22 protein-coding genes are annotated in these 24,865 nt (G+C 69.6%); 4 read left to right on the forward strand and 18 right to left on the reverse strand.

The annotated features are described in order from the left end of the window. Positions 1–4 precede the first annotated feature (4 nt). The 3 genes from EFJ44_RS02265 to EFJ44_RS02275 form a co-directional block, all read right to left on the reverse strand. The gene (locus tag EFJ44_RS02265) at positions 5–1,417 is read right to left on the reverse strand and encodes a sensor histidine kinase (protein WP_125255560.1); all 1,413 of its coding nucleotides are present in this window, start codon (positions 1,415–1,417) and stop codon (positions 5–7) included. Position 1,418: 1 nt separating this feature from the next. Continuing rightward, positions 1,419–2,213 carry a response regulator transcription factor gene (locus EFJ44_RS02270; protein WP_125255561.1) on the reverse strand — a complete coding sequence of 265 codons (795 nt, stop codon included), beginning with the start codon at positions 2,211–2,213 and terminating at the stop codon, positions 1,419–1,421. Between the two features lie 73 nt (positions 2,214–2,286). Continuing rightward, positions 2,287–3,477, reverse strand: a complete 1,191-nt coding sequence (locus EFJ44_RS02275) for an acyl-CoA dehydrogenase (RefSeq protein WP_125255562.1) — start codon at positions 3,475–3,477, stop codon at positions 2,287–2,289. A gap of 138 nt (positions 3,478–3,615) precedes the next feature. On the opposite strand from EFJ44_RS02275, the gene EFJ44_RS02280 reads away from it, so the two are divergent. Further along, entirely contained in the window at positions 3,616–3,882 is a 267-nt protein-coding gene (locus EFJ44_RS02280) for a DUF6356 family protein (RefSeq protein WP_125255563.1), read from the forward strand. Between the two features lie 28 nt (positions 3,883–3,910). Continuing rightward, positions 3,911–5,116: a CaiB/BaiF CoA transferase family protein gene (locus EFJ44_RS02285; protein WP_125255564.1), complete on the forward strand. Its 1,206-nt coding sequence runs from the start codon at positions 3,911–3,913 to the stop codon at positions 5,114–5,116. Here EFJ44_RS02285 and EFJ44_RS02290 read toward each other — a convergent pair. The 10 genes from EFJ44_RS02290 to EFJ44_RS02330 form a co-directional block, all read right to left on the reverse strand. Beyond that, positions 5,082–5,504, reverse strand: a complete 423-nt coding sequence (locus tag EFJ44_RS02290) for a putative signal transducing protein (protein ID WP_125255565.1) — start codon at positions 5,502–5,504, stop codon at positions 5,082–5,084. The two genes, EFJ44_RS02285 and EFJ44_RS02290, sit on opposite strands and share 35 nt — an antisense overlap. Before the next feature lie 14 nt (positions 5,505–5,518). After that, complete coding sequence (gene odhB / locus EFJ44_RS02295) at positions 5,519–6,745, reverse strand: 2-oxoglutarate dehydrogenase complex dihydrolipoyllysine-residue succinyltransferase (RefSeq protein ID WP_125255566.1); 1,227 nt, start codon at positions 6,743–6,745, stop codon at positions 5,519–5,521. A gap of 32 nt (positions 6,746–6,777) precedes the next feature. Beyond that, a complete protein-coding gene (locus EFJ44_RS02300; protein ID WP_125255567.1) occupies positions 6,778–9,765 on the reverse strand; it encodes a 2-oxoglutarate dehydrogenase E1 component in 2,988 nt (995 codons plus the stop codon). Between the two features lie 131 nt (positions 9,766–9,896). After that, positions 9,897–10,784 carry a succinate--CoA ligase subunit alpha gene (gene sucD / locus EFJ44_RS02305; protein WP_125255568.1) on the reverse strand — a complete coding sequence of 296 codons (888 nt, stop codon included), beginning with the start codon at positions 10,782–10,784 and terminating at the stop codon, positions 9,897–9,899. A gap of 170 nt (positions 10,785–10,954) precedes the next feature. After that, positions 10,955–11,560, reverse strand: coding sequence for a hypothetical protein (locus tag EFJ44_RS02310; RefSeq protein WP_125255569.1), 606 nt, complete (start codon positions 11,558–11,560; stop codon positions 10,955–10,957). Between the two features lie 94 nt (positions 11,561–11,654). Beyond that, the gene (locus tag EFJ44_RS13740; protein ID WP_164511824.1) at positions 11,655–12,242 is read right to left on the reverse strand and encodes a hypothetical protein; all 588 of its coding nucleotides are present in this window, start codon (positions 12,240–12,242) and stop codon (positions 11,655–11,657) included. After that, on the reverse strand, positions 12,239–12,796 hold the full coding sequence (locus EFJ44_RS02315; protein ID WP_125255570.1) for a hypothetical protein: 558 nt from the start codon (positions 12,794–12,796) through the stop codon (positions 12,239–12,241). Before EFJ44_RS02315 ends, EFJ44_RS13740 begins: the two co-directional genes overlap by 4 nt. 58 nt (positions 12,797–12,854) lie before the next feature. Then, positions 12,855–14,051, reverse strand: coding sequence for an ADP-forming succinate--CoA ligase subunit beta (sucC, locus tag EFJ44_RS02320; protein WP_125255571.1), 1,197 nt, complete (start codon positions 14,049–14,051; stop codon positions 12,855–12,857). Between the two features lie 89 nt (positions 14,052–14,140). Then, complete coding sequence (locus tag EFJ44_RS02325; protein ID WP_125255572.1) at positions 14,141–15,673, reverse strand: spinster family MFS transporter; 1,533 nt, start codon at positions 15,671–15,673, stop codon at positions 14,141–14,143. A 112-nt stretch (positions 15,674–15,785) separates the two neighbouring features. Next, positions 15,786–17,978 (reverse strand): TonB-dependent receptor, encoded by a 2,193-nt coding sequence (locus EFJ44_RS02330; RefSeq protein WP_125255573.1) that lies wholly within the window; start codon positions 17,976–17,978, stop codon positions 15,786–15,788. Positions 17,979–18,153: 175 nt separating this feature from the next. Here EFJ44_RS02330 and EFJ44_RS02335 point away from each other — a divergent pair, with 175 nt between their 5' ends. Continuing rightward, positions 18,154–18,873, forward strand: a complete 720-nt coding sequence (locus EFJ44_RS02335; RefSeq protein ID WP_125255574.1) for a TetR/AcrR family transcriptional regulator — start codon at positions 18,154–18,156, stop codon at positions 18,871–18,873. 1 nt (position 18,874) lies between these two features. On the opposite strand, the gene EFJ44_RS02340 is transcribed toward EFJ44_RS02335, so the two are convergent. The 3 genes from EFJ44_RS02340 to ftsY all read right to left on the reverse strand — a co-directional run bounded on the left by EFJ44_RS02340 (position 18,875) and on the right by ftsY (position 21,144). After that, on the reverse strand, positions 18,875–19,498 hold the full coding sequence (locus EFJ44_RS02340) for a MarR family winged helix-turn-helix transcriptional regulator (protein ID WP_125255575.1): 624 nt from the start codon (positions 19,496–19,498) through the stop codon (positions 18,875–18,877). 78 nt (positions 19,499–19,576) lie between these two features. Next, the gene (locus EFJ44_RS02345; RefSeq protein ID WP_241209646.1) at positions 19,577–20,206 is read right to left on the reverse strand and encodes an inner membrane-spanning protein YciB; all 630 of its coding nucleotides are present in this window, start codon (positions 20,204–20,206) and stop codon (positions 19,577–19,579) included. After that, entirely contained in the window at positions 20,203–21,144 is a 942-nt protein-coding gene (gene ftsY / locus EFJ44_RS02350) for a signal recognition particle-docking protein FtsY (protein ID WP_125255576.1), read from the reverse strand. Before ftsY ends, EFJ44_RS02345 begins: the two co-directional genes overlap by 4 nt. Positions 21,145–21,240: 96 nt before the next feature. On the opposite strand from ftsY, the gene EFJ44_RS02355 reads away from it, so the two are divergent. Then, complete coding sequence (locus EFJ44_RS02355; RefSeq protein WP_125255577.1) at positions 21,241–23,292, forward strand: NAD(+) synthase; 2,052 nt, start codon at positions 21,241–21,243, stop codon at positions 23,290–23,292. On the opposite strand, the gene EFJ44_RS02360 is transcribed toward EFJ44_RS02355, so the two are convergent. Next, on the reverse strand, positions 23,289–24,164 hold the full coding sequence (locus EFJ44_RS02360; protein ID WP_125255578.1) for an alpha/beta fold hydrolase: 876 nt from the start codon (positions 24,162–24,164) through the stop codon (positions 23,289–23,291). The genes EFJ44_RS02355 and EFJ44_RS02360 overlap by 4 nt on opposite strands. A gap of 67 nt (positions 24,165–24,231) precedes the next feature. After that, a complete protein-coding gene (locus EFJ44_RS02365) occupies positions 24,232–24,762 on the reverse strand; it encodes a D-glycero-alpha-D-manno-heptose-1,7-bisphosphate 7-phosphatase (RefSeq protein ID WP_125255579.1) in 531 nt (176 codons plus the stop codon). Between the last annotated feature and the right edge of the window lie 103 nt (positions 24,763–24,865).

Here is a 24,865-nt window from a genome sequence, read left to right on the forward strand (position 1 = left end):
CACGCTAGCGCGAGAACGTGGCCGTGACGACCGTGCCCGGATCGGCCGGACCGACTTCCAGCGTGCCGCCGTGTCGCCGCATCACCGCGCGGACGAAGGGCAGGCCCATGCCGTGGCTTTCGCCCGCCGCCGGGCTCTCCCCGCCGAAGCCGGGCCCCTGATCGGCCACGGTCAGCACGGCGCCGGCTGCCCCCGCTCTCGCCGTCAGCGTCACCATCCCGCCGTCGGGCGAGAATTTCACCGCATTGTCCGCCAGGTTGACCAGCGCCCGCTGGACCAGCGAGCGCACGCCGAGGATGGCGCAGGGCTCCACCTCGACCCGGACGGTCACGCCGCGGGTCTCCGCCAGCGGCTCGTAGAGCTCGGCCGTGGCGCGGACCAGCTGGGCGAGGTCGATCCGCTCGAAGGCCCAGGCCTGGCCGTCGCGCAGCATCAGGGTCTCCGCCATGGCTTGGCTGAGCCGGCCCAGGTCGGCGCGCGCCTCGCCCAGCAGACGACGTCGCTCCCCCGCGTCCGCCTCCTCCTCCAGCGCCTCGAGCCGTGCGGTCGCCCGGGCCAGAGGCGTCCGGAAGTCGTGGGCCAGCTGGTCCGAGGAGTCGCGCAGCCACGACATCAGCTCGTCGAGACGATCAAGCGTCCGGTTCACGTGGCGCGTCAGCTCGTCCAGCTCGGGCGCGACGCCTTCTTCCGGCGCGCGCCGGGACAGATCGCCGACCGCAGCCCCCTCCAGGGCGCCGCTCACGGCGTCCAGACCGACGGTCAGACGGCCCCGGGCGATCACGGCGCCGGCGAGGGCGGTGATCAGGATCAGGCCCGCGGCGCCGGCCACGGTGATCACGGCCCAGATCCACGCGTCGCCCATCGGGGCGACCACCCGGCCGACGCGGATGTCCAGCGCCCCGACCGACTTGGCCACGACCACCACGTCCACGGCGCGCCGGGGGCACAGTTCCCCCGGCGCCAGATGCACGGCCCAGACGTCGTCGCCCAAGCCCGGCAGGCGCGTCGCCGGCGCCGCCTCAAGCGCGGCCAGACCGGCCGGCTTGCCGACGGGCGCGCGGATCAGGCGGACGCCAGCGCCGCCCCGGCCGGTGCGGCAGGTCTCCTCGAGCGTCACCTCGTTCTGCGCGGCGGCCGGCCCGTCCTGGAAGGCGGCGAGCCAGGTCGAGAAATAGGCGGCGTCGGCCTCGGTCACCGAGCCCTCGGCCAGACCCGCGTCGCCGCCCAGCTTGGACGCCATGGCGGCGTAGTCGGCCAGGGCGGCCAGCGCCGCCTGCTTGCGCTGCTCGGCCCGGACGGCCAGCCCCGTGACGACCAGCGAGCCGGTCAGGGCCAGCGCCGCCAGCACCCCGACGGCCACCGACAGCTGCGCCAGGGTGCGCCGCCCCAGCCAGGCCCGGAAGCGCGCGCCGATCACCTCAGGAGTCCGGTCCGAGGTCGCGGAAGACGAGGCTCTGGCTGCGGGCCGAGACGATCAGGGGGTGCATTTCCTCGGGCAGCTCCGGGCACTGCTCCTTCAGCCGCTTGCGCAGGGCCGAGATGCGGGCGTCGATGATGTTGACGAAGTTGTCGGGCAGGAAGTTCCACTCCACCCAGCAGCGGTCCCACAGCATGGTCTTGGTCACCGGCTGGCCGCGTGCGCCCATCAGTTCCGAGACGATGGCGAACTCCAGCGGCGAAAGGTCGACGACGCGGTCGTGGCATTTGAGCGTGCGCGCGCCGGGGGAGAGCCGGAAGGGGCCGTTGACCAGTTCGGACGGCGCGGCCGGCACGGCGGCGCGGGCGGAGCGACGGAGCTGGGCGGCGATGCGGGCCAGCAGTTCCTCGTCGCCGACGGGCTTGGCCAGATAGTCGTCGGCGCCGGACAGCAGGCCGTCGACCTTCTGCCGCTCGCCGCCCAGCGCCGTCAGCATCAGGGCCGGGGCCTGGGCCGAGGGGCCGGAAGAGGCGCGCAGGCGCTTCAGCGTCTCCAGCCCGTCCAGCCCGGTGGTCAGCCGGTCGAGGATCAGGACGTCGTAGGCGTGCCCGGCCGCCGCGCCCAGAGCGTCCTCGCCGGCGTCGAACCGGTCGACCCGCGCGAAACCCGCGCGCCGCAGCCGCGCCTCCACGTGCTCGGCCAGCGCGGGATCGTCCTCCAGCAGCAGGGCCGAGCGCCCCGCGAACACCGGCCCCAGCAGGGCGAAGGCGTCGTCCTCGATCGCGGCGTCGGTCATCACGGCACTCCCCTGAACTCCGCCGTGACGATGGCGCGGGACGGTCAGGCGGGCAAGCAGACGGTTTCTGACGTCAGAACGCGCTTTCGCCCGTGATGGCGCGGCCGAGGATCAGGGCGTGGACGTCGTGGGCGCCCTCGTAGGTGTTGACGGTTTCCAGGTTCATGGCGTGGCGCATGACGTGCATCTCGCCGGTGATTCCGGCGCCGCCGTGCATGTCGCGGGCCTCGCGCGCGATCGCCAGCGCCTTGCCGCAGTTGTTGCGCTTCATCATCGAGATGGCCTCGGGGCACCAGTCGCCATTGTCGAGGCGACGGCCCAGAGCGAGGGCGCCTTCGAAGCCCAGGAAGATCTCGGTCTGCATGTCGGCCAGCTTCTTCTGCACCAGCTGGCGCGCGCTGAGCGGACGGCCGAACAGGGTGCGCTGGGCCACGTAGTCGCGCGTGGCGTGGAAGCAGAACTCGGCCGCGCCCATGGCCCCCCAGGAGATGCCGTAGCGCGCCTTGTTCAGGCAGGAGAAGGGTCCCCGCAGGCCTTTGATCCCCGGCAGAAGGTTGTCCTCGGGCACCAGCACGTCGTTCAGGCCGATGTCGCCCGTCACCGAGGCGCGGAGCGACAGCTTGTCGCCGATCTTGTCGGTGGTGAAGCCGTCCATGCCGCGTTCGACGACGAAGCCGCGGATCTCGCCGTCCAGCCTGGCCCAGACCACGGCCAGGTCGGCGATGGGGGAGTTGGTGATCCAGTATTTGGCGCCGTTCAGGCGATAGCCGCCCGCGACCTTCTCCGCCTTCGTCTTCATCGAGGCGGGGTCGGAGCCGCCGTCGGCCTCGGTCAGGCCGAAGCAGCCGACCAGCTCGCCGGCCGCCATGCGCGGCAGCCAGCGCATGCGCTGCTCCTCGGAGCCGAAGGCGTAGATCGGGTACATGGCCAGGGAGCTCTGAACCGACATGGCCGAGCGATAGCCGCTGTCGACCGCCTCGATCTCGCGCGCGATCAGGCCGTAGGCGACGTGGCTGGCGCCCGCCCCGCCGTACTGCTCGGGCAGGGTGGCGCCGAGGAAGCCCATCTCGCCCAGCTCGGTCATGATGGCGCGGTCGAAGGTTTCGTCGCGGAAGGCGGCGACGATGCGGGGCAACAGCCTTTCGCGAGCGTAGGAGCGCGCCGCCTCCTGGATCATGCGCTCGTCGTCGGTCAGCCGGCCGTCGAGGTCCAGCGGGTCGTCCCAGCGGAAGGATTTGCCCGAGTTCGCGGCGCCGTCGGCCATGGTCGTCTTTCCCTGCTGCCCGGGGCTTCCGGCGACCGTGCGCGAGCGTGACGATCAGAGCCCCTTAATCTGGCGCGCGGTTTAGGCCAGAATGGGCGCTCGGGACAGGGGGCGCGCCCCCGCAAGACACTCAGGGTCATGAGCCGCACGCTGAAACGCCTGTTCGTCGACCATCCGCGCGAGGTCGAGGAGACCTATTTCGAGCACATGGCCGCGTCGTCGCGATTCGGCCTCAAACTGCTTCGGCTGGCCGGTTGTGCCTTTTGCCACGCCCTGGTGCCGGGCGTGTTCAGGACGACCGTGTCGGATGAGATCAAGGCCACGGCGCGGACGATGACTCACCGGGCCGACGAGGCGCGCGAGTGCCGCATGCGCGACGCGGGAGTCTGGGACCCGGGTTTGTAAGGGCCGAAGCCGGGAGCTAAGCAGGGCCATGACCCATGGCCCTCTTCACGGCGTCCGCGTGCTCGACCTGTCCCGCGTGCTGGCCGGGCCGTGGGCGACGCAGACGCTGGCGGACCTGGGCGCCGAGGTGATCAAGATCGAGCGGCCGGGCGCGGGCGACGACACGCGCCTGTGGGGGCCGCCGTTCACGACGAGGACGGACGGGACGCGCGGGGACGCCGCCTATTTCCTGTGCGCCAATCGCGGGAAGAAATCGGTCGAGCTGGACATCGCCAGCCCCGAGGGCGCCGAGGCCGTGCGGAAACTGGCCGCGACCTGCGACGTGGTGGTGGAGAATTTCAAGACCGGCGGGTTGGCGAAGTACGGGCTGGACTGGCCGTCGCTGGAAAACGTCAATCCGCGGCTGGTCTATTGCTCCATCACCGGCTTCGGCCAGGACGGGCCGGATGCGCACCGGGCGGGCTACGACTACATGATCCAGGCCATGGGCGGGCTGATGTCGATCACCGGCCAGCCCGACGGGGCGCCGGGGGCCGAGCCGCTGAAGGTCGGCGTCGCCGTGGTCGATCTGTTCACCGGCCTGTACGCGTCCAACGCCATCCTCGCGGCCCTGATGCACGCGCGGGCGACGGGCGAGGGGCAGCACGTCGACGTGGCCCTGTTCGACGTGCAGGCGGCCATGCTGGCCAACCAGGCGACCAATTTCTTCGTCTCGGGCAAGGCCCCGACGCGCATGGGCAACGCCCATCCGAACCTGGCCCCCTATCAGCCCTTTCCGTGCACGGACGGAATGGTCGTGATCGCGGTCGGCAACGACGGGCAATTTCGGGCGCTGTGCACGGCGCTGGGCGCGCCGGGCATGGGATCGGATCCGCGTTTCACGACCAATGCGGTGCGCATCGAGAACCGGGCGACCCTGACCGCCGAGCTGTCGGCCCTGACCGCCGGTCACGACATGAAGGCCCTGATGGCCCTGCTGGAGGCCGCCGGCGTGCCGTGCGGGCCGGTGAACACGGTGGATCAGGTCTTCGCCGAACCGCAGGCCCTGCACCGCGGGCTGGAGGTCGAGCAGACGCGCGCGGACCTGTCGGCGCCGGTGCGCACCGTGGCCAGCCCCATCCGCCTGTCGAAGACCCCCGTCCGCTACGACCGCCCGCCGCCCGCGCTGGGCGCGGACACGGAAGAGGTGCTGGGGGAGGTCAGCTCCGCCACGGCAACTGCAGGAGCCACGTAAGCGCCAGCGCCGCGACCAGCACGAAGCCGATCCAGTGCACCGGCTTCATCCGGCGCGGCAGGCTGGTTCCGGAGAAGCCGCCGACGGCCCACGTCGCGAGGGCCAGCACGCCGCCGGCGGCATGGGAGGGAACGTCGCGCGGCGAGAGATCGTCGCCTTCGTCCATGGCGAACTCCCCGGACCGGGCGCGCGCCAGCAGCGCCAGCGCTTCGGCGCGCTGAGCTTCCGGGGCCATCACGCGCACGCCCAGCGCCCGCTGCAGGATGGGATCGATCGAGGCGTGACCCCGACCTTCCAATTCGGCCTCGATGCCATGGGCGCGCAGGAACGCCAGCGCGAGGTCGCCCTCGACGAGGTCCTGAAAGCGGGCGATCTCGATCAGCGCCATCGCCCGGTCTCAGATCACAGATCCAGCAGGAACCGCTGCGGGTCTTCGAGGTGCTCCTTGATCCGCACGAGGAAGGTCACGGCTTCCTTGCCGTCGACGAGGCGGTGGTCGTAGCTGAGGGCGAGGTACATCATCGGGCGGATGACCACCTGACCGTTCACAGCCACAGGCCGCTGGACGATGTTGTGCATGCCCAGGATGCCGGACTGCGGCATGTTCAGGATCGGCGTCGACATCAGCGAGCCGTAGATGCCGCCGTTGGTGATGGTGAAGGTGCCGCCCTGCAGCTGGTCCAGCGTCAGGTCGCCGTCGCGGGCGGCCTTGCCCAGGTCGGCGATGCCCTTTTCGATGCCCGCCAGCGACAGCTGGTCGGCGTCGCGCAGCACCGGCACGACCAGCCCCTTGTCGGTGCCGACCGCCACGCCGATGGCGTAGTGGTTCTTGTAGATGACGTCGGTGCCGTCGATCTCGGCGTTGACGGCCGGAATCTCCTTCAGCGCCTCGACCACGGCCTTCACGAAGAAGGACATGAAGCCCAGCTTGATGCCGTGGCGCTTCTCGAACGCGTCCTTGTACTTCGTGCGGATGTCCATGACCGCCGTCATGTCCACCTCGTTGAAGGTGGTCAGCTGGGCGGCCGTGTTCTGGGATTCCTTAAGGCGGCGCGCGATGGTCTGGCGCAGGCGGGTCATCTTGACCCGCTCCTCGCGCGGGCCGAGGTCGCGCGGCGCGGCCGCGGCGGCCGGAGCAGGGGCGGGCGCGGCGGCCTTGGGCGCGGAGGCGGCGGCCACGGCGTCGGCCTTGGTCACGTTGCCCTTGGGCCCGGTCGGCGTGATGGACTTCGGATCGACGCCGGTCTCCGAAACGACGCGCTGGACCGCCGGAGACAGATGGGGATCATCGTCCGACCGGATCTGGGCCGAGCCGACGTTGGCCGGGGCGGCGGCGGGCGCGGGTTCGGCCTTCGCCCCGGTCTTCGGCGCCTCGACGGGCTTCGCGGCGGCGGCCCCCTCGGTCACGACGCCCAGCACCGTGCCCGGCACGACGGTCGCGCCCGCCTCGGCCCTGATCTCGGACAGGACGCCGTCGGCGGGGGCCACGACCTCCAGAGAGACCTTGTCGGTCTCCAGCTCGACCAGGATTTCGTCCTTGGTCACCGCCTCGCCCGCGGACTTCGTCCACTTGGCGATGGTGGCCTCGGTGACGCTTTCACCGAGGGCGGGGGTCAGGATGTCGGCCATGATCGGGTCTTTCGGGGAGGTGTCTGTTCAGCTTAAGGGGCGAAGGCGTCGGTCAGGAAGGCGTCCAGTTCCTTCAGGTGGCGGCTCATCAGGCCCGCGGCGGTGGAGGCCGAGGCCGGGCGGCCGACATAGCGGGCGCGTTTGGACTTCACGTCCAGCTTCTCGAGCGTCAGCTCCAGCCACGGATCGACGAAGGTCCAGCCGCCCATGTTGCGTGGCTCCTCCTGGCACCAGATCAGCTCGGCGTTGGGGAAGCGGGCCAGTTCGGTCATCAGCGACTTCATCGGCCACGGATAGAACTGTTCCAGGCGCATCAGATAGACGTCGTCGATCTGGTCGCGCTCGCGGCGTTCCAGAAGGTCGTAGTAGACCTTGCCCGAGCACAGGACGACGCGTCGGATCTCGGCGTCCGGCCTGATCGTCACGCCCGCGACGTCCGGACGGGTCTGGGCGTCGTCGTGCAGGACGCGGTGGAAGCTCGAGCCCTCGGCCAGCTCGGCCAGGGTCGAGGTCGCCTTCTTGTGCCGCAGCAACGACTTGGGCGTCATCAGGATCAGCGGCTTGCGGAACGGCCGCTGCATCTGGCGACGCAGGATGTGGAAGTAGTTGGCCGGAGTCGTGCAGTTGGCGACCTGCATGTTGTCCTCGGCGCAGGCCTGCAGGAACCGCTCCAGCCGGGCCGAGGAATGCTCCGGGCCCTGACCTTCATAGCCGTGCGGCAGCAGCATCGTCAGGCCGCACATGCGCAGCCACTTGCGTTCTCCCGACGAGATGAACTGGTCGATGACGACCTGGGCGCCGTTCACGAAGTCGCCGAACTGCGCCTCCCACAGCACGAGGGTGTTCGGATCGGCCAGCGAGTAGCCGTATTCGAAGCCCAGCACCGCCTCTTCCGACAGGGCGGAATCGATCACCTCGAACGGGGCCTGGCCCTCGCGCAGGTTGTTCAGCGGCGAATAGCGTTCCTCCGTGGTCTGATCGACGATGCCGGAGTGGCGCTGGGAGAAGGTGCCGCGCACCGAATCCTGGCCCGACAGGCGGACGGGGAAGCCCTCGTCCAGCAGGCTGGCGAAGGCCAGGCTCTCGGCCGTGGCCCAGTCCAGCCCTTCGCCGCTTTCGATCGCGGCGCGGCGGCCGTCGATGACGCGCTTCAGGGTCTTGTGCACGTCGACCGAGGCAGGGATCGATGTCAGCCGGTCGCCGAGCGCCTTCAGCTTCTCCAGCGGCACGGCCGTCTTGCCGCGGCGCTCGTCGTCCTCGGGCAGGCCGACGCCCTTCCACTGACCGTCCAGCCAGTCGGCCTTGCTGGCGGCGAAGGACTTGCCGGCGTCGAACTCGGCGTCGAGGAACTGCTCGAAGCGGGCGATCTCGGCCTCGACCTCGGCGGCGGTGGTCACGCCCTCCTCGACCAGACGGCGCGCATACAGTTCGCGCGTCGACGGCTGGGCCTTGATCTTCGAATACATCAACGGCTGGGTGAAGGTCGGGTCGTCGCCTTCGTTGTGGCCGAAGCGGCGGTAGCAGAACATGTCCACGACCACGTCCTTGTGGAACCTCTGCCGGAACTCGGCCGCCACCTTGGCGGCGAAGACGACGGCTTCCGGGTCGTCACCGTTGACGTGGAAGATCGGCGCCTGGACCATCAGGGCCACGTCCGACGGATAGGGCGAGCTGCGGCTGTTCCGCGGGCTGGTCGTGAAGCCGATCTGGTTGTTGACCACGAAGTGGACGGTGCCGCCGGTGCGGTAGCCCTTCAGCCCCATCAGGGCGAAGCATTCGGCCACCACGCCCTGGCCGGCGAAGGCCGCGTCGCCGTGGATCAGCAGGGGCATGACCTTGGTGCGGTCCAGCACGCCCTGCGGCTCGGTGACGCCGGCGTGGGCCTCGCGGATGTCGAACGCCTGCTTGGCGCGCGCCTTGCCCAGCACGACGGGATTCACGATCTCGAGGTGCGACGGGTTGGCGGTCAGCGACAGGTGGACCCTGTTGCCGTCGAACTCGCGGTCCGAGCTGGCGCCCATGTGGTATTTGACGTCGCCCGAGCCCTCGATGTCCGACGGCACGGACGAGCCGCCCTGGAACTCGTGGAAGATGGCGCGATAGGGCTTGCCCATCACCGCCGCCAGCACGTTCAGACGCCCCCGGTGGGCCATGCCCAGCACGATCTCGTCGACGCCCAGGGCGCCGCCGCGCTTGATGATCTGCTCCAGTGCGGGGACCATGGCCTCGCCGCCGTCCAGGCCGAAGCGCTTGGTTCCGGGGAAGCGCTTGTGCAGGAAGCGCTCGAAGCCCTCGGCCTCGATCAGCTTGTTCAGGATGGCCAGCTTGCCTTCCTTCGAGAAGCCGGTGCGGGCCTGCGAGTCCGCGCCCTCGAAGCGCTGCTGCAGCCAGGATTTCTCCTCCGGCTCGGCGATGTGCATGAACTGCACGCCGACGTTGCCGCAATAGGTGGCCTTCAGAATCGCCAGCACCTCGCGGATGGTGCCCGTCTGCAGGCCCAGTACGCCGTCGAGATAGATGGGACGGTCCAGGTCGCCGGGGCCGAAGCCGTGGAATTCGGGCGTCAGCTCGGGGTTCTGGACGGGCGGCTCGATGCCCAGCGGGTCGAGGTTGGCCTGCAGATGGCCGCGCACGCGATAGCTGCGGATCAGCATCAGGGCGCGGATCGAATCCCGGGCCGCGGCGCGGACGGCGTCGGCGGACGGCGCGGCGGCCCCGGCGGGCGCCGACTTCGCCGCCTTAGGGTCGGGCTTGGCGGCCGGCCAACGGCCGTCGAAGGGGGCCGTCTCCTCAGTGGGCTCGCGCGTGACCGGTCGGCCCCATGCGCCGGCGCCGGCCGACGCCTTCACCGCGTCGGCGTGGTCGCGCAGCTGGTCGAAGAAGGCGCGCCATTCCTCGGACACCGACGACGGATCGTCGGCCCAGCGGGCGTGCAGATCCTCGATGAAGGCGGCGTTGGAGCCGTACAGGAAGCTGGTCTCGGCAAAGACCTGGTTCAGCCGTCCGGCGTCGTCAGCCATCGTCTCTTCATCGTCCCATGAGCCCGCGCGCGCACGTCTGCTGCCGGGCCGGCGCTCATATAAGCGTCATTCGCGCACAGGTCATGACCGAAGCTTGGCGAAAAGCGCGGAATTTCGCGCTCTCGGGGACGTCAGCCCTTCAGCGCCGCCAGCAGGGTCTCGCCCAGCGCGGCGGGCGACGGCGACACGCGGATGCCCGCCGCCTCCATGGCCGCGATCTTGTCGTCGGCGCCGCCCTTGCCGCCCGAGACGATGGCGCCGGCGTGGCCCATGGTGCGGCCGGGAGGGGCGGTGCGGCCCGCGATGAAGCCGGCCATCGGCTTCTTGCGGCCCTTCCTGGCCTCGTCGATGAGGAACTGGGCGGCGTCTTCCTCGGCGCTGCCGCCGATCTCGCCGATCATGATGATGGATTCCGTGGCGTCGTCCGCCAGGAACATCTCCAGCACGTCGATGAACTCGGTGCCCTTGACCGGGTCGCCGCCGATGCCGACCGCCGTGGTCTGGCCCAGACCGGCATTGGAGGTCTGGAACACGGCCTCATAGGTCAGGGTGCCGGAGCGCGAGACGACGCCGACCGAGCCCTTCCTGAAGATGTTGCCCGGCATGATGCCGATCTTGCACTCGCCCGGCGTCAGAACGCCCGGGCAGTTCGGCCCGATCAGGCGCGAATTCGACGCGTCGAGGCGGGCCTTGACCTTGACCATGTCCAGCACCGGGATGCCCTCGGTGATGCAGACGATCAGCGGCACCTCGGCCTCGATGGCCTCGAGGATGGCCGCGGCGGCGAAGGGCGGCGGCACGTAGATGGCCGAGGCGGTGGCGCCGGTCTTTTCGACCGCTTCCTTGACGGTGTCGAACACCGGCACGTCCTCCAGAACCGTCATGCCCCCCTTTCCGGGGGTCACGCCGCCGACGACCTGGGTGCCGTAGGCGATCGCCTGCTCGGTGTGGAAGGTGCCCTGGGCGCCGGTGATGCCCTGGGTGATGACCTTGGTGTTCTTGTCGACGAGGATGGACATTCCGGGCCTTCGGATCGCGGCGGAGGGAGGTCGGCGACCGGCGTCGCCGGGCGGGTGATTAGGCGATCCCGCGGCGGGACGCCACCCCCGCGCCGGAACGAAGAAGGGCGGACGCTTCGCCGCGCCCGCCCCGGGTCGTCATCCCTCAGGCGCGCGGACGCGCCAAGGGATCAACGCAGCTTCGGCTGCATGTACATGACCATCGTCACGTCGCCTTCCTCGCCGACCATCAGCATCCGCATGTCGCCGCTCATGGCCGCGACGCCGAGGGCGTCGACCGACATGGCGGGGTCGACGGGGGTCGGACGGCGGTTCTGCATCATCACGCCGTATCCGCGGAACTCGGGGGTGTCCATGTCCGGCAGCGGGGCGGTCGCGCCGGTCCAGGCCTTGACCTCGGCTTCAAGCGTGCCGAGCTCGGCGGGCTGGGCGCCCACGGCGCAGACGGACATGTCCATCTGTCCCATGCCGTCAATTTCCTCGGCCATGTCGCCGGTCATGACCAGGCGGAAGCCCGCGCCTTCCATCTTCATCCAGGCCTGCATGTTCTGGAAAGGAGCGTCGTTTCCGAACATGGCCGGGTCCAGCACCATCCAGCCGCCGTCGGCTTCTACCGCGGCGGCGGCGGCGGCGGCGGAGCCGTCGCCGGCGATGCAGACGGTGCGGAATTTCTCGAATACGGGATCCTGTGCGACGGCCGGCGCGGCGAAGGCCAGGCCGGCGACGGCGCAGGCGGCCAGGACGCCCGTCTTCAGGGGCGAGCGGAAAGCGAACATTGAACAGCCTCGATGATGGTTGCGAACCGGTCCCCCCGGTCTCGCCGCCATCCTAACCGTCCACAGGCCGGCCGCAAAGCGGAGCCGTTTGCGCCTATTCCGTCGACACCCGCAGCAGGCTGAGGGCCGCCGCGTCGGGGCCGCCGATGACGTTGACGAGCATGATCGGACGCTCGGCGCCCAGGGCGAGGCCCGCATCCGCCGATCCTGTGCCGACGAAGGCGGCGGTCTCGTTCACGAATCCGTCCCGCCGCGTGCCGGAGACGATCCAGACCAGACCCTGGCGGGTCGGCTGACCCGGGAGGCCGATGACCCGGCCCGCGGCCTGTCCCAGCGCCTGACGACCGGGGGCCGACGTCGCGGCCGGCTGGACGATGCAGGTGCGCACGACGAGGCCGTCGGGCATCTGGTCCGGCGGAGAGGCCGAAGTCATCAGCTGCGCGCCGCCGTCCGGCGCGTCCCAGACGGCCATGTCGACGGCGTTGGGGGACGCCTCCGGGGGCGCGCCGGGCGTCCAGCCGGCGTCGGCCGCGGCGGCCCGGACCGCCTCGCGCTCGCCGCCCGTGTCGAGGCACAGGCGGGTGAAGTCGGCGACGTAGGCGTCGACGACGGCGGTCTCCTGGGCGACGGCGGGTCCGGCGATCGCGGCGGTGAGGACGGCGGCGGCGAGAAGGGGCTTCATTTCAGGGTTCCGTACATCAGGCCCGCTCCCGTGCCGAGCGGCAGGACGGCGAAGATGGAGACGGGGCGTTGGCGCGCCACCTCCGCGATGCGGGCGTCGGACGACCCGACCAGCTGCGGCTCGGACCGCCACACGTCTGGCCCGCCGGTCAGATACCACATGGGCGCGCCGGCGGCGCCGTCGGTGAAGGCGGGGAAGCCCAGCTTCGCCTCCAGCCGCGTCTCGGCCGATCCGGCGTCGAGGGCGGGGGCCACGACGATGCAGGTCGTGCCGGTCATGGCGCCGAAGTCCTCGCGCGGGGCCGTGCCGGCGATGAAGATCTCCATGGCGTCGGCCTCGCCCCGCGTCAGGGGGACGGCGTCGGGGAAGTCGGGCAGCCGGAAGGTCCGCGCCACCTGTTCCGGCGCGTCGGCGAAGCCCGCCGCGCGCGCCTTCGCCTGGGCCGCCGCCACGTCGCCCGCGGGCGCGACGCACAGTTCCAGGAAGTCGTCGTAGGGATCGGCCGCCGCCGGCGTGGCCAGCAGCAGGGCGGTCAGGGCGAGGGCGGTCTTCATCGAAAGCGGCTCCGTTCGTCGTGCGATCAAATCCGCCCCTGACGGCGAAAAGGCGGCGTCAGGCCGCCTTCACCGCCTTGACGATCTTCTCGGCCGCGTCGGCCAGGTCGTCGGCCGGGATGACGTTCAGGCCGGAGTCGCGCAGGATTTGCTTGCCGAGCTCGACGTTGGTGCCCTCCAGACGGACGACCAGCGGCACCTTCAGCCCGACTTCCCTGACCGCCGCCACCACGCCCTCGGCGATGATGTCGCAGCGCATGATGCCGCCGAAGATGTTGACCAGAATGCCTTCGACGTTCGGATCGGAGGTGATGATGCGGAAGGCCGCGGTCACCTTCTCCTTCGAGGCCCCGCCGCCGACGTCGAGGAAGTTGGCCGGCTCGGCCCCGTACAGTTTGATGATGTCCAGCGTGGCCATGGCGAGGCCGGCGCCGTTGACCATGCAGCCGATGGTGCCGTCCAGCGCGATGTAGGCGAGGTCGTGCTTCGAGGCCTCGATCTCCTTCGGATCCTCTTCGGTGACGTCTCGCAGGGCCTGGATGTCCTTGTGGCGGAACAGGGCGTTGCCGTCGAAGCTGACCTTGGCGTCCAGCACGCGCATGCGGCCGTTCTCCATGACGATCAGCGGATTGACCTCCAGCATCGACATGTCCTTCTCGACGAAGGCCTTGTGCAGCGCCGGGAACAGGGTCTTCGCGTCCTCGCGCGCGGCGCCCTCCAGCTTCAGGGCGTCGGACAGGGTCGCCACGTCGGCGTCGGTCACGCCGGCGACCGGGTCGATGACCACGGTCCGGATGCGCTCCGGCGTGTCGTGGGCCACCTGCTCGATGTCCATGCCGCCCTCGGTCGAGACGACGAAGGCGACCTTTCCGTGGGTGCGGTCGACGAGGATCGACAGGTAAAGCTCGCGGGCGATGTCGGCGCCGTCCTCGATGTAGAGGCGGTTCACCTGCTTGCCGGCCTCGCCGGTCTGGGCGGTGACCAGGGTGGCGCCCAGCATCTCCCTGGCATGCTTGACCACGTCCTCGATCGAGAAGGCCAGGCGGACGCCGCCCTTGGCGTCGGGGCCCAGCTCCTTGAAGCGGCCCTTGCCGCGACCGCCGGCATGGATCTGGCTCTTCACCACCCAAAGCGGCCCGGGCAGCTGCCTGGCCGCGGCCTCGGCCTCGTCGGCGGAGGTGATGGCGACGCCCTCGGCGACGGGCACGCCGAAGCCCTTGAGGACCTGCTTGGCCTGGTATTCGTGAATGTTCATGGAGCGCGCCGCCGATCGGGGAGGAGGAAGTCGGGGCGCTTATAGGCGGCGGGTCGAGAGCGGCGCAACCGCTCCCGACCCGGGATCGCTCAGTCCACCCAGTCGCGCTTCAGCGTGCGCGAGGCGCCGATCAGCAGCATGGCGGCCAACAGGTAGAAGCCCATGCCGGTGTAGATGGCCCAGCGCAGGCTTTCGTCCCCGAACCGCGGCTGCAGCAGGTCCGACACGGCGCCGAAATAGTAGAACCCGACGGCGATGCCGAGCAGGTTGTTGATCAGCAGGAACAGGGCCGAGGCCGTGGAGCGCATCGGCGCGGCGACCAGATGCTGGACCGAGGCCGTGATCGGTCCCAGCCAGGCCAGGTTCAGCCCCGTCGGGATCAGGAAGATCAGGAAGGCCACGGTCAGGGCCTGCACCTGGGTGCCGCCGCCGGGGATCAGCTGGGCGATCAGCCAGTCGGAGTTCATGGCCAGGATGAAGCAGGGCGCCGAGATCAGGAAGGCGACGGCCGGCACCAGCGGATAGGCGCCCTTGCCGCGCTTGCCCAGCTTGTCGGCGATCATGCCGCCCAGCCATATGCCGGCGATGCCGCCGATCAGGGCGATGCCGGAGTAGTACCAGCTGACCTGACGCAGGCTGAGATCGAAACTCCGCATGAAGAACAGCGGCAACCAGCCGGCGACGCCGTACCCGCAGACCGAGGACGAGGCGGCGCCCAGCGCAAGCAGCCAGAAGCTCTTCTTTCGGACCACGACCGAGGCGGTGACCTGGGCGATCAAGACCGAGACGCCGATCACGAGAGCCAGCAGGCCGGCGAAGCCGAGCACCGCCGCGCTACCGATCGCCACTCCGCCGAAGCGGTTCAGGGCCGCGAGCAGCAGGAGGCCGACGCCCAGACCCAGCATGCCGAGCGCGACCTTGCGGCCGAGGGCGCCGGAGCCGGCGGCGGGGGCGGCGGACGGAACCGGGGCGGCGTCCGCGGGCGCTCCTGCGTCGGCGGTCGCGACCGCCTTCGCGACGTCCGTGCCGCCGCGCTTCGGATCCCGAACCGTCAGACGCATCAGCGGGGCGAGCACGACGCCGAGCACGCCGACCACGATGAAGGCGGTGCGCCAGCCGTACTCCGCCGCGAGCAGGCCGCCCACGAGGGTGCCGGCCGCCGTGCCCAACGGGATGCCGAAGGCGAAGCCGGCCAGGGCACGCGCCCGCTGGTGCGGGGGGAAGTAGTCGGCGACGAGGGAATAGGCCGGGGCCACGCCGCCCGCCTCGCCGACGCCGACGCCCATGCGGTAGAGGAACAGCTGGCCGAAGCTGGTCGCCGTGCCGCACAGGGCGGTGAAACCGGACCAGACGGTCAGCGCTCCGGTCATGATCCAGACCCGGCTGAAGCGGTCGGCCAGCCAGGCCAACGGGATGGCGAGGGTGGAATAGACGCTGGCGAAGGCGATGCCGCCCAGCAGGCCGAACTGGCTGTCCGTCAGCTGGAACTCTTCCTTCAGCGGGGCGGCCAGGATGCCGATGATCTGCCGGTCCAGAAAGTTCAGCATGTAGACGATGATCAGCACCGCCAGCACGTAGAAGCGGTAGCCGGGGCGTTCGGTCCTCACCGTGGCGTCGGTCATGTGCGCCCCTCCCCGGGCAGGTGTCGGACGACCCTAACGCGTCGTCCCGCAAAGAAAAATGGGCGGCGATCCGCGAGGAACCGCCGCCCAGTCGTTCAGGAACTCAAATGGGTCAGAACTTGACGGTCACAGAGGCCGTCACGGTGCGCGGCGGGCCGTAGTAGCCGATCACCGAGTTGTCGAAGAGGGCGCCCGGGAAGTTGTAGCCGCCGACGCGGTACTGTTCGTCCGTCAGGTTCTTGCCGTAGACGCCGACCACGTAGCGATCGTAGGTCCAGGTCGCCGACAGGTCGACCAGGGCGAAGCCTTCCTGATCCAGGATCGGGTTCGGGAACTCAAACTGGCTGTAGTCGTCGCGCCACGAGACCTGCGGGATGATCGTCAGGTCGCCGCCGGCCAGTTCGCTGTTCCAGGTCAGACCCAGATAGCCGGTCCATTCCGGGGCGTTCTGCAGCACCACCTGGTCCGAGATGTCCTCATAGACGCCGAGGGCCAGGTTGTAGCGCAGGAATTCCTCGAAGTCGGAGTTCAGATAGCCGACCGCGAAGTTGGCGGTCAGGTTCTCGGTCAGGGACAGCGAACCTTCGAACTCGGCGCCGTAGAAGGTCGACGAGCCGACGTTGTCGACGAAGCTGGCGATGCCGCCCACGGCCGGAACCTGGGTGGTGACCTGCTGGTCCTGGTACTCGTTGTAGAAGATCGCCGAGGCGAACGAGAGCGGGCCGACGCGGCCCTTCAGACCGGCCTCGTAGCTGTCGACCGTCTCGGGGTCGTAGCCGTTGACGGTGTTCGGCGTGAAGATCGCGTCGCCGCGCATGTCGAAGCCGCCGGACTTGAAGCCCTGCGAGAACGAGACGTAGCCGGTGACGTCGTCCGAGATGTCGTAGGACAGGGCGACCTTGGGCGTGAACTGGTCGAACGACTTGGAGTTGGTGTAGTCGGTCCGCAGCAGCAGCGGGGCGCGCGGCGTGCCGCCCAGCAGCGGCGAGCGCGTGGCGCCGAGGTAGTTGGCGCGGAACACGTCGCCGGTCTTGTCGTCCAGGGTGTAGCGGCCGCCCAGCGACAGGTGCAGGCGGTCGGTGAGGTCGAAGTTGACGTCGACGAAGGCCGAGATCGACGTGGTGTCGACGTAGCCGCCCGTGCCGATGACGATGCCGGCGTTGCCCAGGATGGTGTCGAAGGCGCCCTCGGCGTGACCGTCCAGATAGAACAGGCCCATCACGCCCTGGATGCGGTCATAGTCCCACAGGGCCTGGAATTCGAGCGTGGTCTGCTCGTCCTCATAATAGGCCGGGATGTCCAGCGTCGGGCGCGGCGTGTTGTCGAAGTCGATGACCGTGTCGGTCCGTCCGTCGCGGCGGGCGGCGATCGCCTTCAGCGTCCAGTTGTCGTTGACGCGGCCCTGAACGGTCATGGACCAGCCCTGGGTCTCGACCGAGTTCGTGTCGCCGACGCCGGCGTTGGTGTCGAAGACGCTGCCCAGAACGGCGCCGTCAGGCAGGGCGCCGGCCAGTTCGCGGTGGCCGTGGCGCGGGTTGGAGTCGTCGTTCATGACGTCATAGGCGAAGCGAACCAGCACGTCGTCGTTCGGCGACCACTCGGCCGACACGCGGAAGGCCTCGACGTCCTTGTTGTAGTGTTCCGCACCGGTGTTCACGTTCGTGCCGAACCCGTCGCGGGTGTACTTGGCGAAAGCGCCGCCGATGCGAAGGGTGTCGGTCAGCGCGCCGCCGCCCATGGCCAGGAAGTCGACCTGGTTGAAGCTGCCGAACGAGCCCTTGAGCATCAGCTCCTTTTCCGGCGACAGGCGCTGGGTGACGTATTTGATCGCGCCGCCGACGGTGTTGCGGCCGTACAGCGTGCCCTGCGGGCCGCGCAGGACCTCGATGCGCTGGACGTCGAACACGTCCAGCACCGCGCCCTGCGGGCGGGCGACGTAGACGTCGTCGATGTAGAGGCCCACGCCGGGCTCGAAGCCCCACAGCGGATCCTGCTGGCCGACGCCGCGGATGAAGGCGATCAGGGTCGAGTTGGAGCCGCGGGCGACCTGGACCGTGGCGTTCGGCGTCTGCTGCTGCAGGGCGGTGATGTCGGTCGCGCCGGTCTGTTCCAGACGCTCTTCCGACAGCGCCGAGACGGCGACCGGCACGTCCTTCAGCGCCTCGTCGCGACGACGGGCGGTGACGATGATCTCGTCGACGGTGGCTTCCGGCTCCTGGGACGGCGCGTCCTGCGCGGCGGCCATTCCGGCCATCGCGCTCCAGGCGGCGCCCGCGAGCAGGGCGGCTTTGACGAATTTCTTCATGATGAACCCCAATTCCTGATGTTTCGACCCGGACGCTTTTATTCAGCGTTCAATGATTTTCGCGGAAGGTAACCGCTTTCAGGGGCCTGTCAAACGGTCCCGCTTGGCGGGGCTCGCGTGACGGCGGCACTGTGGCGCCGTTGCACACCGGAGTTCGCCGGGCCAAGGATGCGGCATGACCAAGCTGGACGCTCCGCCCGCAGACGCCGCCCCCGCCCGCCGCGGACGCCCCCGCAAGGCCCAGGCCGCTGCGTCGGGCGACACCTCGGCGTCCATTCTGGATTCGGCCGAGGACCTCTTCTCCAAGCACGGCTTCTATGGAGTCACCATCCGCGAGGTGGCGCGCGAGGCCGGCGTCGACACGGCGCTGGTGCACTATTACTTCGGGTCGAAGCGCGAGCTGTTCGACGCCGTCTTTCAGCGCCGGGCAGAGCTGTGGAACAGCGAGCGGGTGGCGGCGGTGGACCGCTACGCGCGAGAGGCGGGGCCCGACGGGATGACGTTGGAGGGTCTGCTGGAAGCCTTCCTGCGGCCCCCGTTCCAATGGTCGCTCAAGGGCGGGCCGGGCTGGAAGCACTATTCCGCCCTTGTGGCCCAGACCAACGCCAACCCAACCTTCGGCGGCGAGACCATGGCCCGCTATTTCGACCCGGCGATCCGTCGGCTGATCGAGCTGATCAAGCAGGTCCTGCCCGACGCGCGGGAGGTCGACCTGTACTGGGCCTATCACAACCTGTCCGGCGCCCTGACCCTGACCCTCGGGGAGACGGGAAGGCTGGATCGCCTTTCGGGCGGCCTGTGCCGGTCCGGCGATCTGGAGAGCGCCTGCGACTACATGGTGCGGTTCGCGGCGGCGGGGTTCCGGGCGGTCTGCGCGCCGGCGGGGAAGGCCTGACCTAAGCCGCCTCGTCGGCGGGCGCGTCGACCTTCTTCGACTTCTTGCCGCCCTTCGCCGGCTTTTCGGCCCTCGCGGGCTTCTCGGCCTTCTTCGCGGCCTTCTCGGCCTTGCGGAGCTCCTTGAGGCGTTTCTTCTCGGCCTTGGCCGCCAGTTTCGCCTGCTCCGGCGCGGCGTCGGCCGCCGCGGCCAGTTCGGACAGGGTTTCGAGGAAGGCGTCGCGCCGGGCCTTGGGGAGCATGCCCATGATCCGCTTGTCGGCCGCCTGGACCCGCGGCCGCGCGGCTTCGAGCAGGGCGGCGCCCTCGGGCGACAACCGCACGGCCATGGCGCGGGCGTCCAGAGTCGAGCGCTCGCGCTGCAGCAGCCCCTTCGACGTCATGCGCGACACCAGGTCCGCGAGGGTCGAGCGGTCGATGCCGGTCGCCTTGACGAGATCCGTCTGGGTGAGGCCCGCCTGGACCGACACCGCCTCAAGCACCGCGAACTGGCGCTGGGTCGGCCCGTCCGCGCCGACCTCTTCCGCATAGACGTCGAGCGCGAGCTGCAGGGCGCGATGCATCTGGTGGCTGGGCGAGTCGGCCAGGGCCCCCTGCCGTCGCGCCTGTTTGCCGGACTTCACCATGCGCCTGATCCCCGTACTGAACGCCGGCATGGCTAGCAGGGCCGTTTTACGGTTTGACGACGGACGATCCGGAAAGCGTCAGAGACCGGGGTCGGGCGAGGCGGGTTCGACGTCCCGGTCCTCGTCCTTGATCAGGTGCTTCATGATGAAGAAGACCTGCCAGATGCCGAAGGCCGCGGAGGCGATCCACAGCCCGCCGCGGAAGGCGACCCAGACGTCGTCCGTCTGGGTGCGCCAGACGACCTCGTTCACGATCGCCACGGCGGCGAAATACAGGCCGTAGCGGAGGGTCAGCCCGCGCCAGCCGGCCTCGGTCAGGCGGAAGGCGCTCTCGAGCAGGTATTTGAACGGGTATCTCCCGAACGGGAGGGAGCCGAGAAGCACGGCGGCCAGCAGGCCGTTCTGGATGGTCAGCTTGAGCTTGAGCAGGACCGGGTCGTTGAAGATCAGCGTCAGCGCGCCGAACAGCAGGGCGAAGCCACCGGCCAGCAGCGGCAGGGGCGCCAGCCGCTTCTCCACGATCCAGCCGACCAGAAGCGCGATCGCCGAGGCGCCGACCAGAACCCATGTGGCCTGGACCAGCGCCTGATCGCCTTCCAGTCCGCGCACGAACCGATTCACCGCATAGGCGGCCATGAAGGCCAGAAGGGCGCCGAAATCCACAAGCTGGCGGACGGTCGAGGCCGTCCTGTTCGCCGGTCCGCTCACGCCGCCTCCTCCAGACCCACCAGCGAGCGCGAAAACGCGCGCGCGTCGAACGGTTGCAGATCGTCGATCCCCTCGCCCACCCCGATCAGCTTGATCGGCGCGTCCGACGCCTGGGCCACGGGCACCAGAACGCCGCCGCGCGCCGTGCCGTCCAGCTTGGTCATGACCAGGCCGGACACGTAGGCGGTCCGGCCGAAGATCTTCTCCTGCTCCAGCGCGTTTCGGCCCACCGTGGCGTCGAGCACCAGCAGGGTCTCGTGCGGGGCGTCCGGATCGATCTTCTTCAGCACGCGCACGATCTTCAGCAGCTCGTCCATGAGGGCGGCTTTGTTCTGCAGTCGACCAGCCGTGTCGATCAGCACGACGTCGAACCCTTCCGCCTTCGCCCGGGTGTAGGCGTCGTAGGCCAGGCCGGCGGCGTCGGCGCCGTCGCGGCGGCTCTCGAAGGTCGCGCCCGAGCGTTCGGCCCAGACCTTCAGCTGTTCGCGCGCGGCGGCGCGGAAGGTGTCGCAGGCCACGATCATGACCCTGGCCCCCTGCGCGGTCAGGTCGGCGGCGATCTTGCCCAGGGTGGTGGTCTTGCCCGAGCCGTTGACGCCGACGAACAGGGTCACGAACGGCTTCGGACCGGACAGCGGCTCATAGCGCGCCTGATGGTTCGCCAGCTCGGCGTGCACGGCGTCGGCCAGCGCCTCCTTCACCTCGCGCTCGTTTGCCCCCGCGTTGAAGCGCAGGTCGCGGAAGCGGGCGACGATGCGGTCGGTGGCGGCGGGCCCCAGGTCGCTTTCCAGCAGATGCTCCTCCAGCCCCTCCAGCGCGGCTTCGGACAGCGGCTCCTTCACGAAGGCCGAGACGACCTGATCGGTCATCTGCTTCGAGGAGCGGCTGAGCCCTTCCGTCAGCCGGGAGAACCAGCCCTTCTTGGGTGCGTCGGTCATGATCCGCATGTAGCGAGGCGAACGGACGCCGTCACGCGTCGTCATGGCGCACGACCGCGTTCGGCTCTAAATGAGCACAAGCTTCAGGAGCCCGACGTGTCCAAGGCCCACACCTTCTTCAGCCCCCGCACCCACGGCTTCGTGCGCGTGGCCGCCGCCACGCCGGTGGTGCACACCGCCGACCCGGTCGCCAACGCCGACGAGCACATCCGCCTGATCGAACAGGCCTCGGCCGAGGGCGTGGACCTGATCGTCTTTCCGGAACTGAGCCTGACCGGCTACGCCCTGGACGACCTGCACATGCAGGCGGCCCTGCTGGACGAGGTGGAGCGGCAGGCGGTGCGGGTCAGCGGCGCCACGAAGGCGGCGGCACTCACAGCGGTGTTCGGGGCGCCGATCCGAAATGGCGATCGGCTCTACAACTGCGCGGTTGTGGCGACGAACGGGAATGTGTGGGGCGTCGTCCCGAAGACCTATCTGCCGAATTATCGCGAGTATTATGAGAAGCGCTGGTTCACGCCGGCGTCGGCCGAAGATGCCCATGGTTCGATCCTCCTCGAGGACACGCGACACGCGTTCGGGGCCGGATTGATCTTCGAGGCCGAGAACCGGCCCGGCTTCTCATTCGGCGTGGAGATTTGTGAGGACTTCTGGGCGCCCGTCCCACCGTCGACGCGTCAGGCACTCGCCGGCGCCCGCATCCTCCTGAACCTCTCGGCTTCCAACATCGTCATCGGCAAGTCGGATGAGCGGGCCCTGCTGTGCGCCAGTCAGTCGGCGCGAGCCATGGCCGCCTATGTGTTCACCGCGTCGGGCTGGGGGGAGAGCACCACGGACCTGGCCTGGGACGGCCAGGCCACGGCGTTCGAGCTGGGCGCCAAGCTGGCGCAAGGCGAGCGGTTCGGGATGACCGGCGGGTTGACCGTCGCGGACGTGGACGTCGATCGGATCGGTCTGGATCGGCTGCGCAACGGCACATTCGCCGATTGCGCCCGGCGCGAGGGTGAAGGCGACGACTTCGAGCCCCTGTCGTTCTTCGCCGATGGCGAGGACATCCCCTCCGACCTGCGCCGCCCCCTCGATCGCTTCCCCTTCGTGCCGGACGACCCCGCGCGGCTGGATCAGGACTGTTTCGAGGCCTTCAACATCCAGGTTCAGGGCCTGATGCGTCGGCTGAAGTCGACGAACGGCAAGACGGTCGTCATCGGCGTCTCGGGCGGACTGGATTCGACGCAGGCCCTGCTGGTCTGCTGCCGCGCCTTCGATCGGCTGGGGCTGCCGAGGACGGGCATCCGGGCCTACACCATGCCCGGCTTCGCCACCTCGGACGGCACGAAGTCGAACGCCTGGGCGCTGATGCGGGCGCTGGGCGTCACGGCCGAGGAGCTGGACATCCGGCCGACCGCCGAGCTGATGCTGAAGGAGATCGGCCATCCCGCCGCCGAAGGGCAGGCGGTGCACGACGTGACCTATGAGAACGTGCAGGCGGGCCTGCGCACCGACTATCTGTTCCGGCTGGCGAACCTGCACGGCGGCTTCGTGGTCGGAACCGGCGACCTGTCGGAGCTGGCGCTGGGCTGGGCCACCTACGGCGTCGGCGACCACATGAGCCATTACGGCGTGAACTCCGGCGTGCCCAAGACCCTGATCCGCCACCTGATCCGCTGGGTCGCCGACAAGGGTCTGGTGGGCGCGGCGGCGACGCCGACCCTGCGCGCCATCCTGGCCACGGAGATCTCGCCCGAACTGGTGCCCGCCAAGGCTGGAAAAATCCAGTCGACGGAAGACGCCGTCGGCCCCTATGCCCTGAACGACTTCTTCCTGTTCCACATCAGCCGCTACGGCTTCACGCCCTCCAAGGTCGCCTTCCTGGCCTGGCAGGCGTGGAAGGATCGGACGACCGGCCACTGGCCCGCCGGCACGCCGGACGACGAAAAGGTCGAATACGACCTCGCCACCATCAAGCACTGGCTGCGGAAGTTCCTGGTCCGCTTCTTCCAGACCAGTCAGTTCAAGCGCTCGGCCCTGCCCAACGGACCCAAGGTCGTCACCGGCGGCTCGCTGTCCCCGCGCGGCGACTGGCGCGCCCCGTCCGACGCCTCGGCAAGGGTGTGGCTGGACGAGCTTGAGGCGAACGTGCCGGACTAGGGCACGTCCGCCAGAAACTCGAAGATCGCCCGTTTCGCCTCGGGCTCGTCCAACATGGGCGCGTGGCCGACGCCCGGGACCTCGGCATAGGCCATGGTCGGCGCGCGCTTGCGCATCTTCGCCGCGATCTCCGGGCTCAGCAGGTCCGACGTCGCGCCCCGGATCAGCAGGGTCGGCCGACCCTTCGCCAGCCGCCCGAACATGGGCCACAGGTTGGGGACGAGCCCCTTGGTCCCCATCGCCTTGATCGGCACGGAGATGTCCGGGTCGTAGTCCAGGATCGGGGCGCCGTCCGGCCCCTCGCGGAAGACGCGGCGGGCGAAGGCGTCCCAGTCGGCGTCGGAATAGTGCGGCAGGGCGACGGCGTTGTGGCGCTTCGCGTACCCGGCGGCGGCGGCCCACGTCGGCGTCTCTACCGGCTGACCGGCATAGGCGGCGATGCGGGCCAGACCCTCCTTCGCCACCTCCGGGCCCACGTCGTTGATGATGGCCGCGGCGATGACCCTCGACCGGACGGCCGCGAGCGCCATGGTGATCAGGCCGCCCATGGAGGTGCCGAGGAACACCGCCCGCTCGATGCCCGCCTGCTCCATCAGGGCCAGCACGTCTTTCGCGTAGACCGGCGGCTGATAGGTCATGGGGTCCGGCGCCCGGTCCGACAGGCCGCGGCCGCGCACGTCCACCGCCAGCACGCGCCGACCGGCCCGGGCCAACTCCGGCGCGATGAAGCCGAAGTCGGCGGAGTTCCGGGTCAGGCCGTGGATGGCGATCACCGGAAGCTTCGTCTGGCCCGCACCCGGCGCGTAATCGCGGGCGTAGAGGCGCAGCCCGTCGGGGCTGGTGAAACGGCGGTCGACGTAGGGCTGGGTCATGGCGGCCACCCTATTTCATCGCCCGCTGAAATCGAGCGGACTTTTCTGACGCGGCCTGACCCGCGGTTCAGCCGCCGAACAGTTCGTGGACGTAGTCGTCCAGGTTTCCGCCGTCGAACCTGAAGCCCGGGATGCCCGCACGCCGCGCCGCCTCCTGGTCCGAGGGCTGGTCGCCGATCATGAAGCTGCGCGACTGGTCGATGCGGTGTTCGGCCATGGCCCGCAGGATCATGCCGGGATTGGGCTTGCGCTCGGGGTGGTCGGGGTGCCGCCACTGATCGACCGTGGCGTCGGCGTGGTACGGGCAGGCGTAGACCGCGCCTATGATCGCGCCCCTGGCCGCCAGTCTGCGCACCAGAAGGGCGTTGAAGGCCTGCATCTGCTCCAGCGAGAACATGCCGCGCGCCACGCCCGACTGATTCGTGACGATGACGCAGAGATAGCCGAGCCGATTCAGGCGACGCACCGCCTCGGGCGCGCCGGGCATGAAGCGCAGCTGGTCCTCCCGATGCGGATAGCCCACGTCCTCGATCAGGACGCCGTCCCGATCCAGAAAGGCGGCGGGAACGACCGGTCCCGCGTTCGCCGATTGAGTCACTCTGAGACCTTTGAAACCTGAACGCGCCCCCGACCGCTCCTAGCGCATGATCGTTGCAACCCGCAACGCGAAGTGACCTCCTGCGGTTTGGCGGGTCCGGACG

This window comes from Brevundimonas fluminis, assembly GCF_003934285.1.
In the GTDB taxonomy this organism is placed as follows: Bacteria; Pseudomonadota; Alphaproteobacteria; order Caulobacterales; family Caulobacteraceae; genus Brevundimonas; species Brevundimonas fluminis.

Excerpts from the sequence above, each read along its gene's own strand:
- EFJ44_RS02270 (WP_125255561.1), bottom strand. The coding sequence starts at position 2,213 with ATGACCGACGCCGCGATCGAGGACGACGCCTTCGCCCTGCTGGGGCCG.
- EFJ44_RS02275 (WP_125255562.1), bottom strand. The coding sequence starts at position 3,477 with ATGGCCGACGGCGCCGCGAACTCGGGCAAATCCTTCCGCTGGGACGAC.
- EFJ44_RS02280 (WP_125255563.1), top strand. The coding sequence starts at position 3,616 with ATGAGCCGCACGCTGAAACGCCTGTTCGTCGACCATCCGCGCGAGGTC.
- EFJ44_RS02285 (WP_125255564.1), top strand. The coding sequence starts at position 3,911 with ATGACCCATGGCCCTCTTCACGGCGTCCGCGTGCTCGACCTGTCCCGC.
- EFJ44_RS02290 (WP_125255565.1), bottom strand. The coding sequence starts at position 5,504 with ATGGCGCTGATCGAGATCGCCCGCTTTCAGGACCTCGTCGAGGGCGAC.
- odhB (WP_125255566.1), bottom strand. The coding sequence starts at position 6,745 with ATGGCCGACATCCTGACCCCCGCCCTCGGTGAAAGCGTCACCGAGGCC.
- EFJ44_RS02300 (WP_125255567.1), bottom strand. The coding sequence starts at position 9,765 with ATGGCTGACGACGCCGGACGGCTGAACCAGGTCTTTGCCGAGACCAGC.
- sucD (WP_125255568.1), bottom strand. The coding sequence starts at position 10,784 with ATGTCCATCCTCGTCGACAAGAACACCAAGGTCATCACCCAGGGCATC.
- EFJ44_RS02310 (WP_125255569.1), bottom strand. The coding sequence starts at position 11,560 with ATGTTCGCTTTCCGCTCGCCCCTGAAGACGGGCGTCCTGGCCGCCTGC.
- EFJ44_RS13740 (WP_164511824.1), bottom strand. The coding sequence starts at position 12,242 with ATGAAGCCCCTTCTCGCCGCCGCCGTCCTCACCGCCGCGATCGCCGGA.
- EFJ44_RS02315 (WP_125255570.1), bottom strand. The coding sequence starts at position 12,796 with ATGAAGACCGCCCTCGCCCTGACCGCCCTGCTGCTGGCCACGCCGGCG.
- sucC (WP_125255571.1), bottom strand. The coding sequence starts at position 14,051 with ATGAACATTCACGAATACCAGGCCAAGCAGGTCCTCAAGGGCTTCGGC.
- EFJ44_RS02325 (WP_125255572.1), bottom strand. The coding sequence starts at position 15,673 with ATGACCGACGCCACGGTGAGGACCGAACGCCCCGGCTACCGCTTCTAC.
- EFJ44_RS02330 (WP_125255573.1), bottom strand. The coding sequence starts at position 17,978 with ATGAAGAAATTCGTCAAAGCCGCCCTGCTCGCGGGCGCCGCCTGGAGC.
- EFJ44_RS02335 (WP_125255574.1), top strand. The coding sequence starts at position 18,154 with ATGACCAAGCTGGACGCTCCGCCCGCAGACGCCGCCCCCGCCCGCCGC.
- EFJ44_RS02340 (WP_125255575.1), bottom strand. The coding sequence starts at position 19,498 with ATGGTGAAGTCCGGCAAACAGGCGCGACGGCAGGGGGCCCTGGCCGAC.
- ftsY (WP_125255576.1), bottom strand. The coding sequence starts at position 21,144 with ATGACCGACGCACCCAAGAAGGGCTGGTTCTCCCGGCTGACGGAAGGG.
- EFJ44_RS02360 (WP_125255578.1), bottom strand. The coding sequence starts at position 24,164 with ATGACCCAGCCCTACGTCGACCGCCGTTTCACCAGCCCCGACGGGCTG.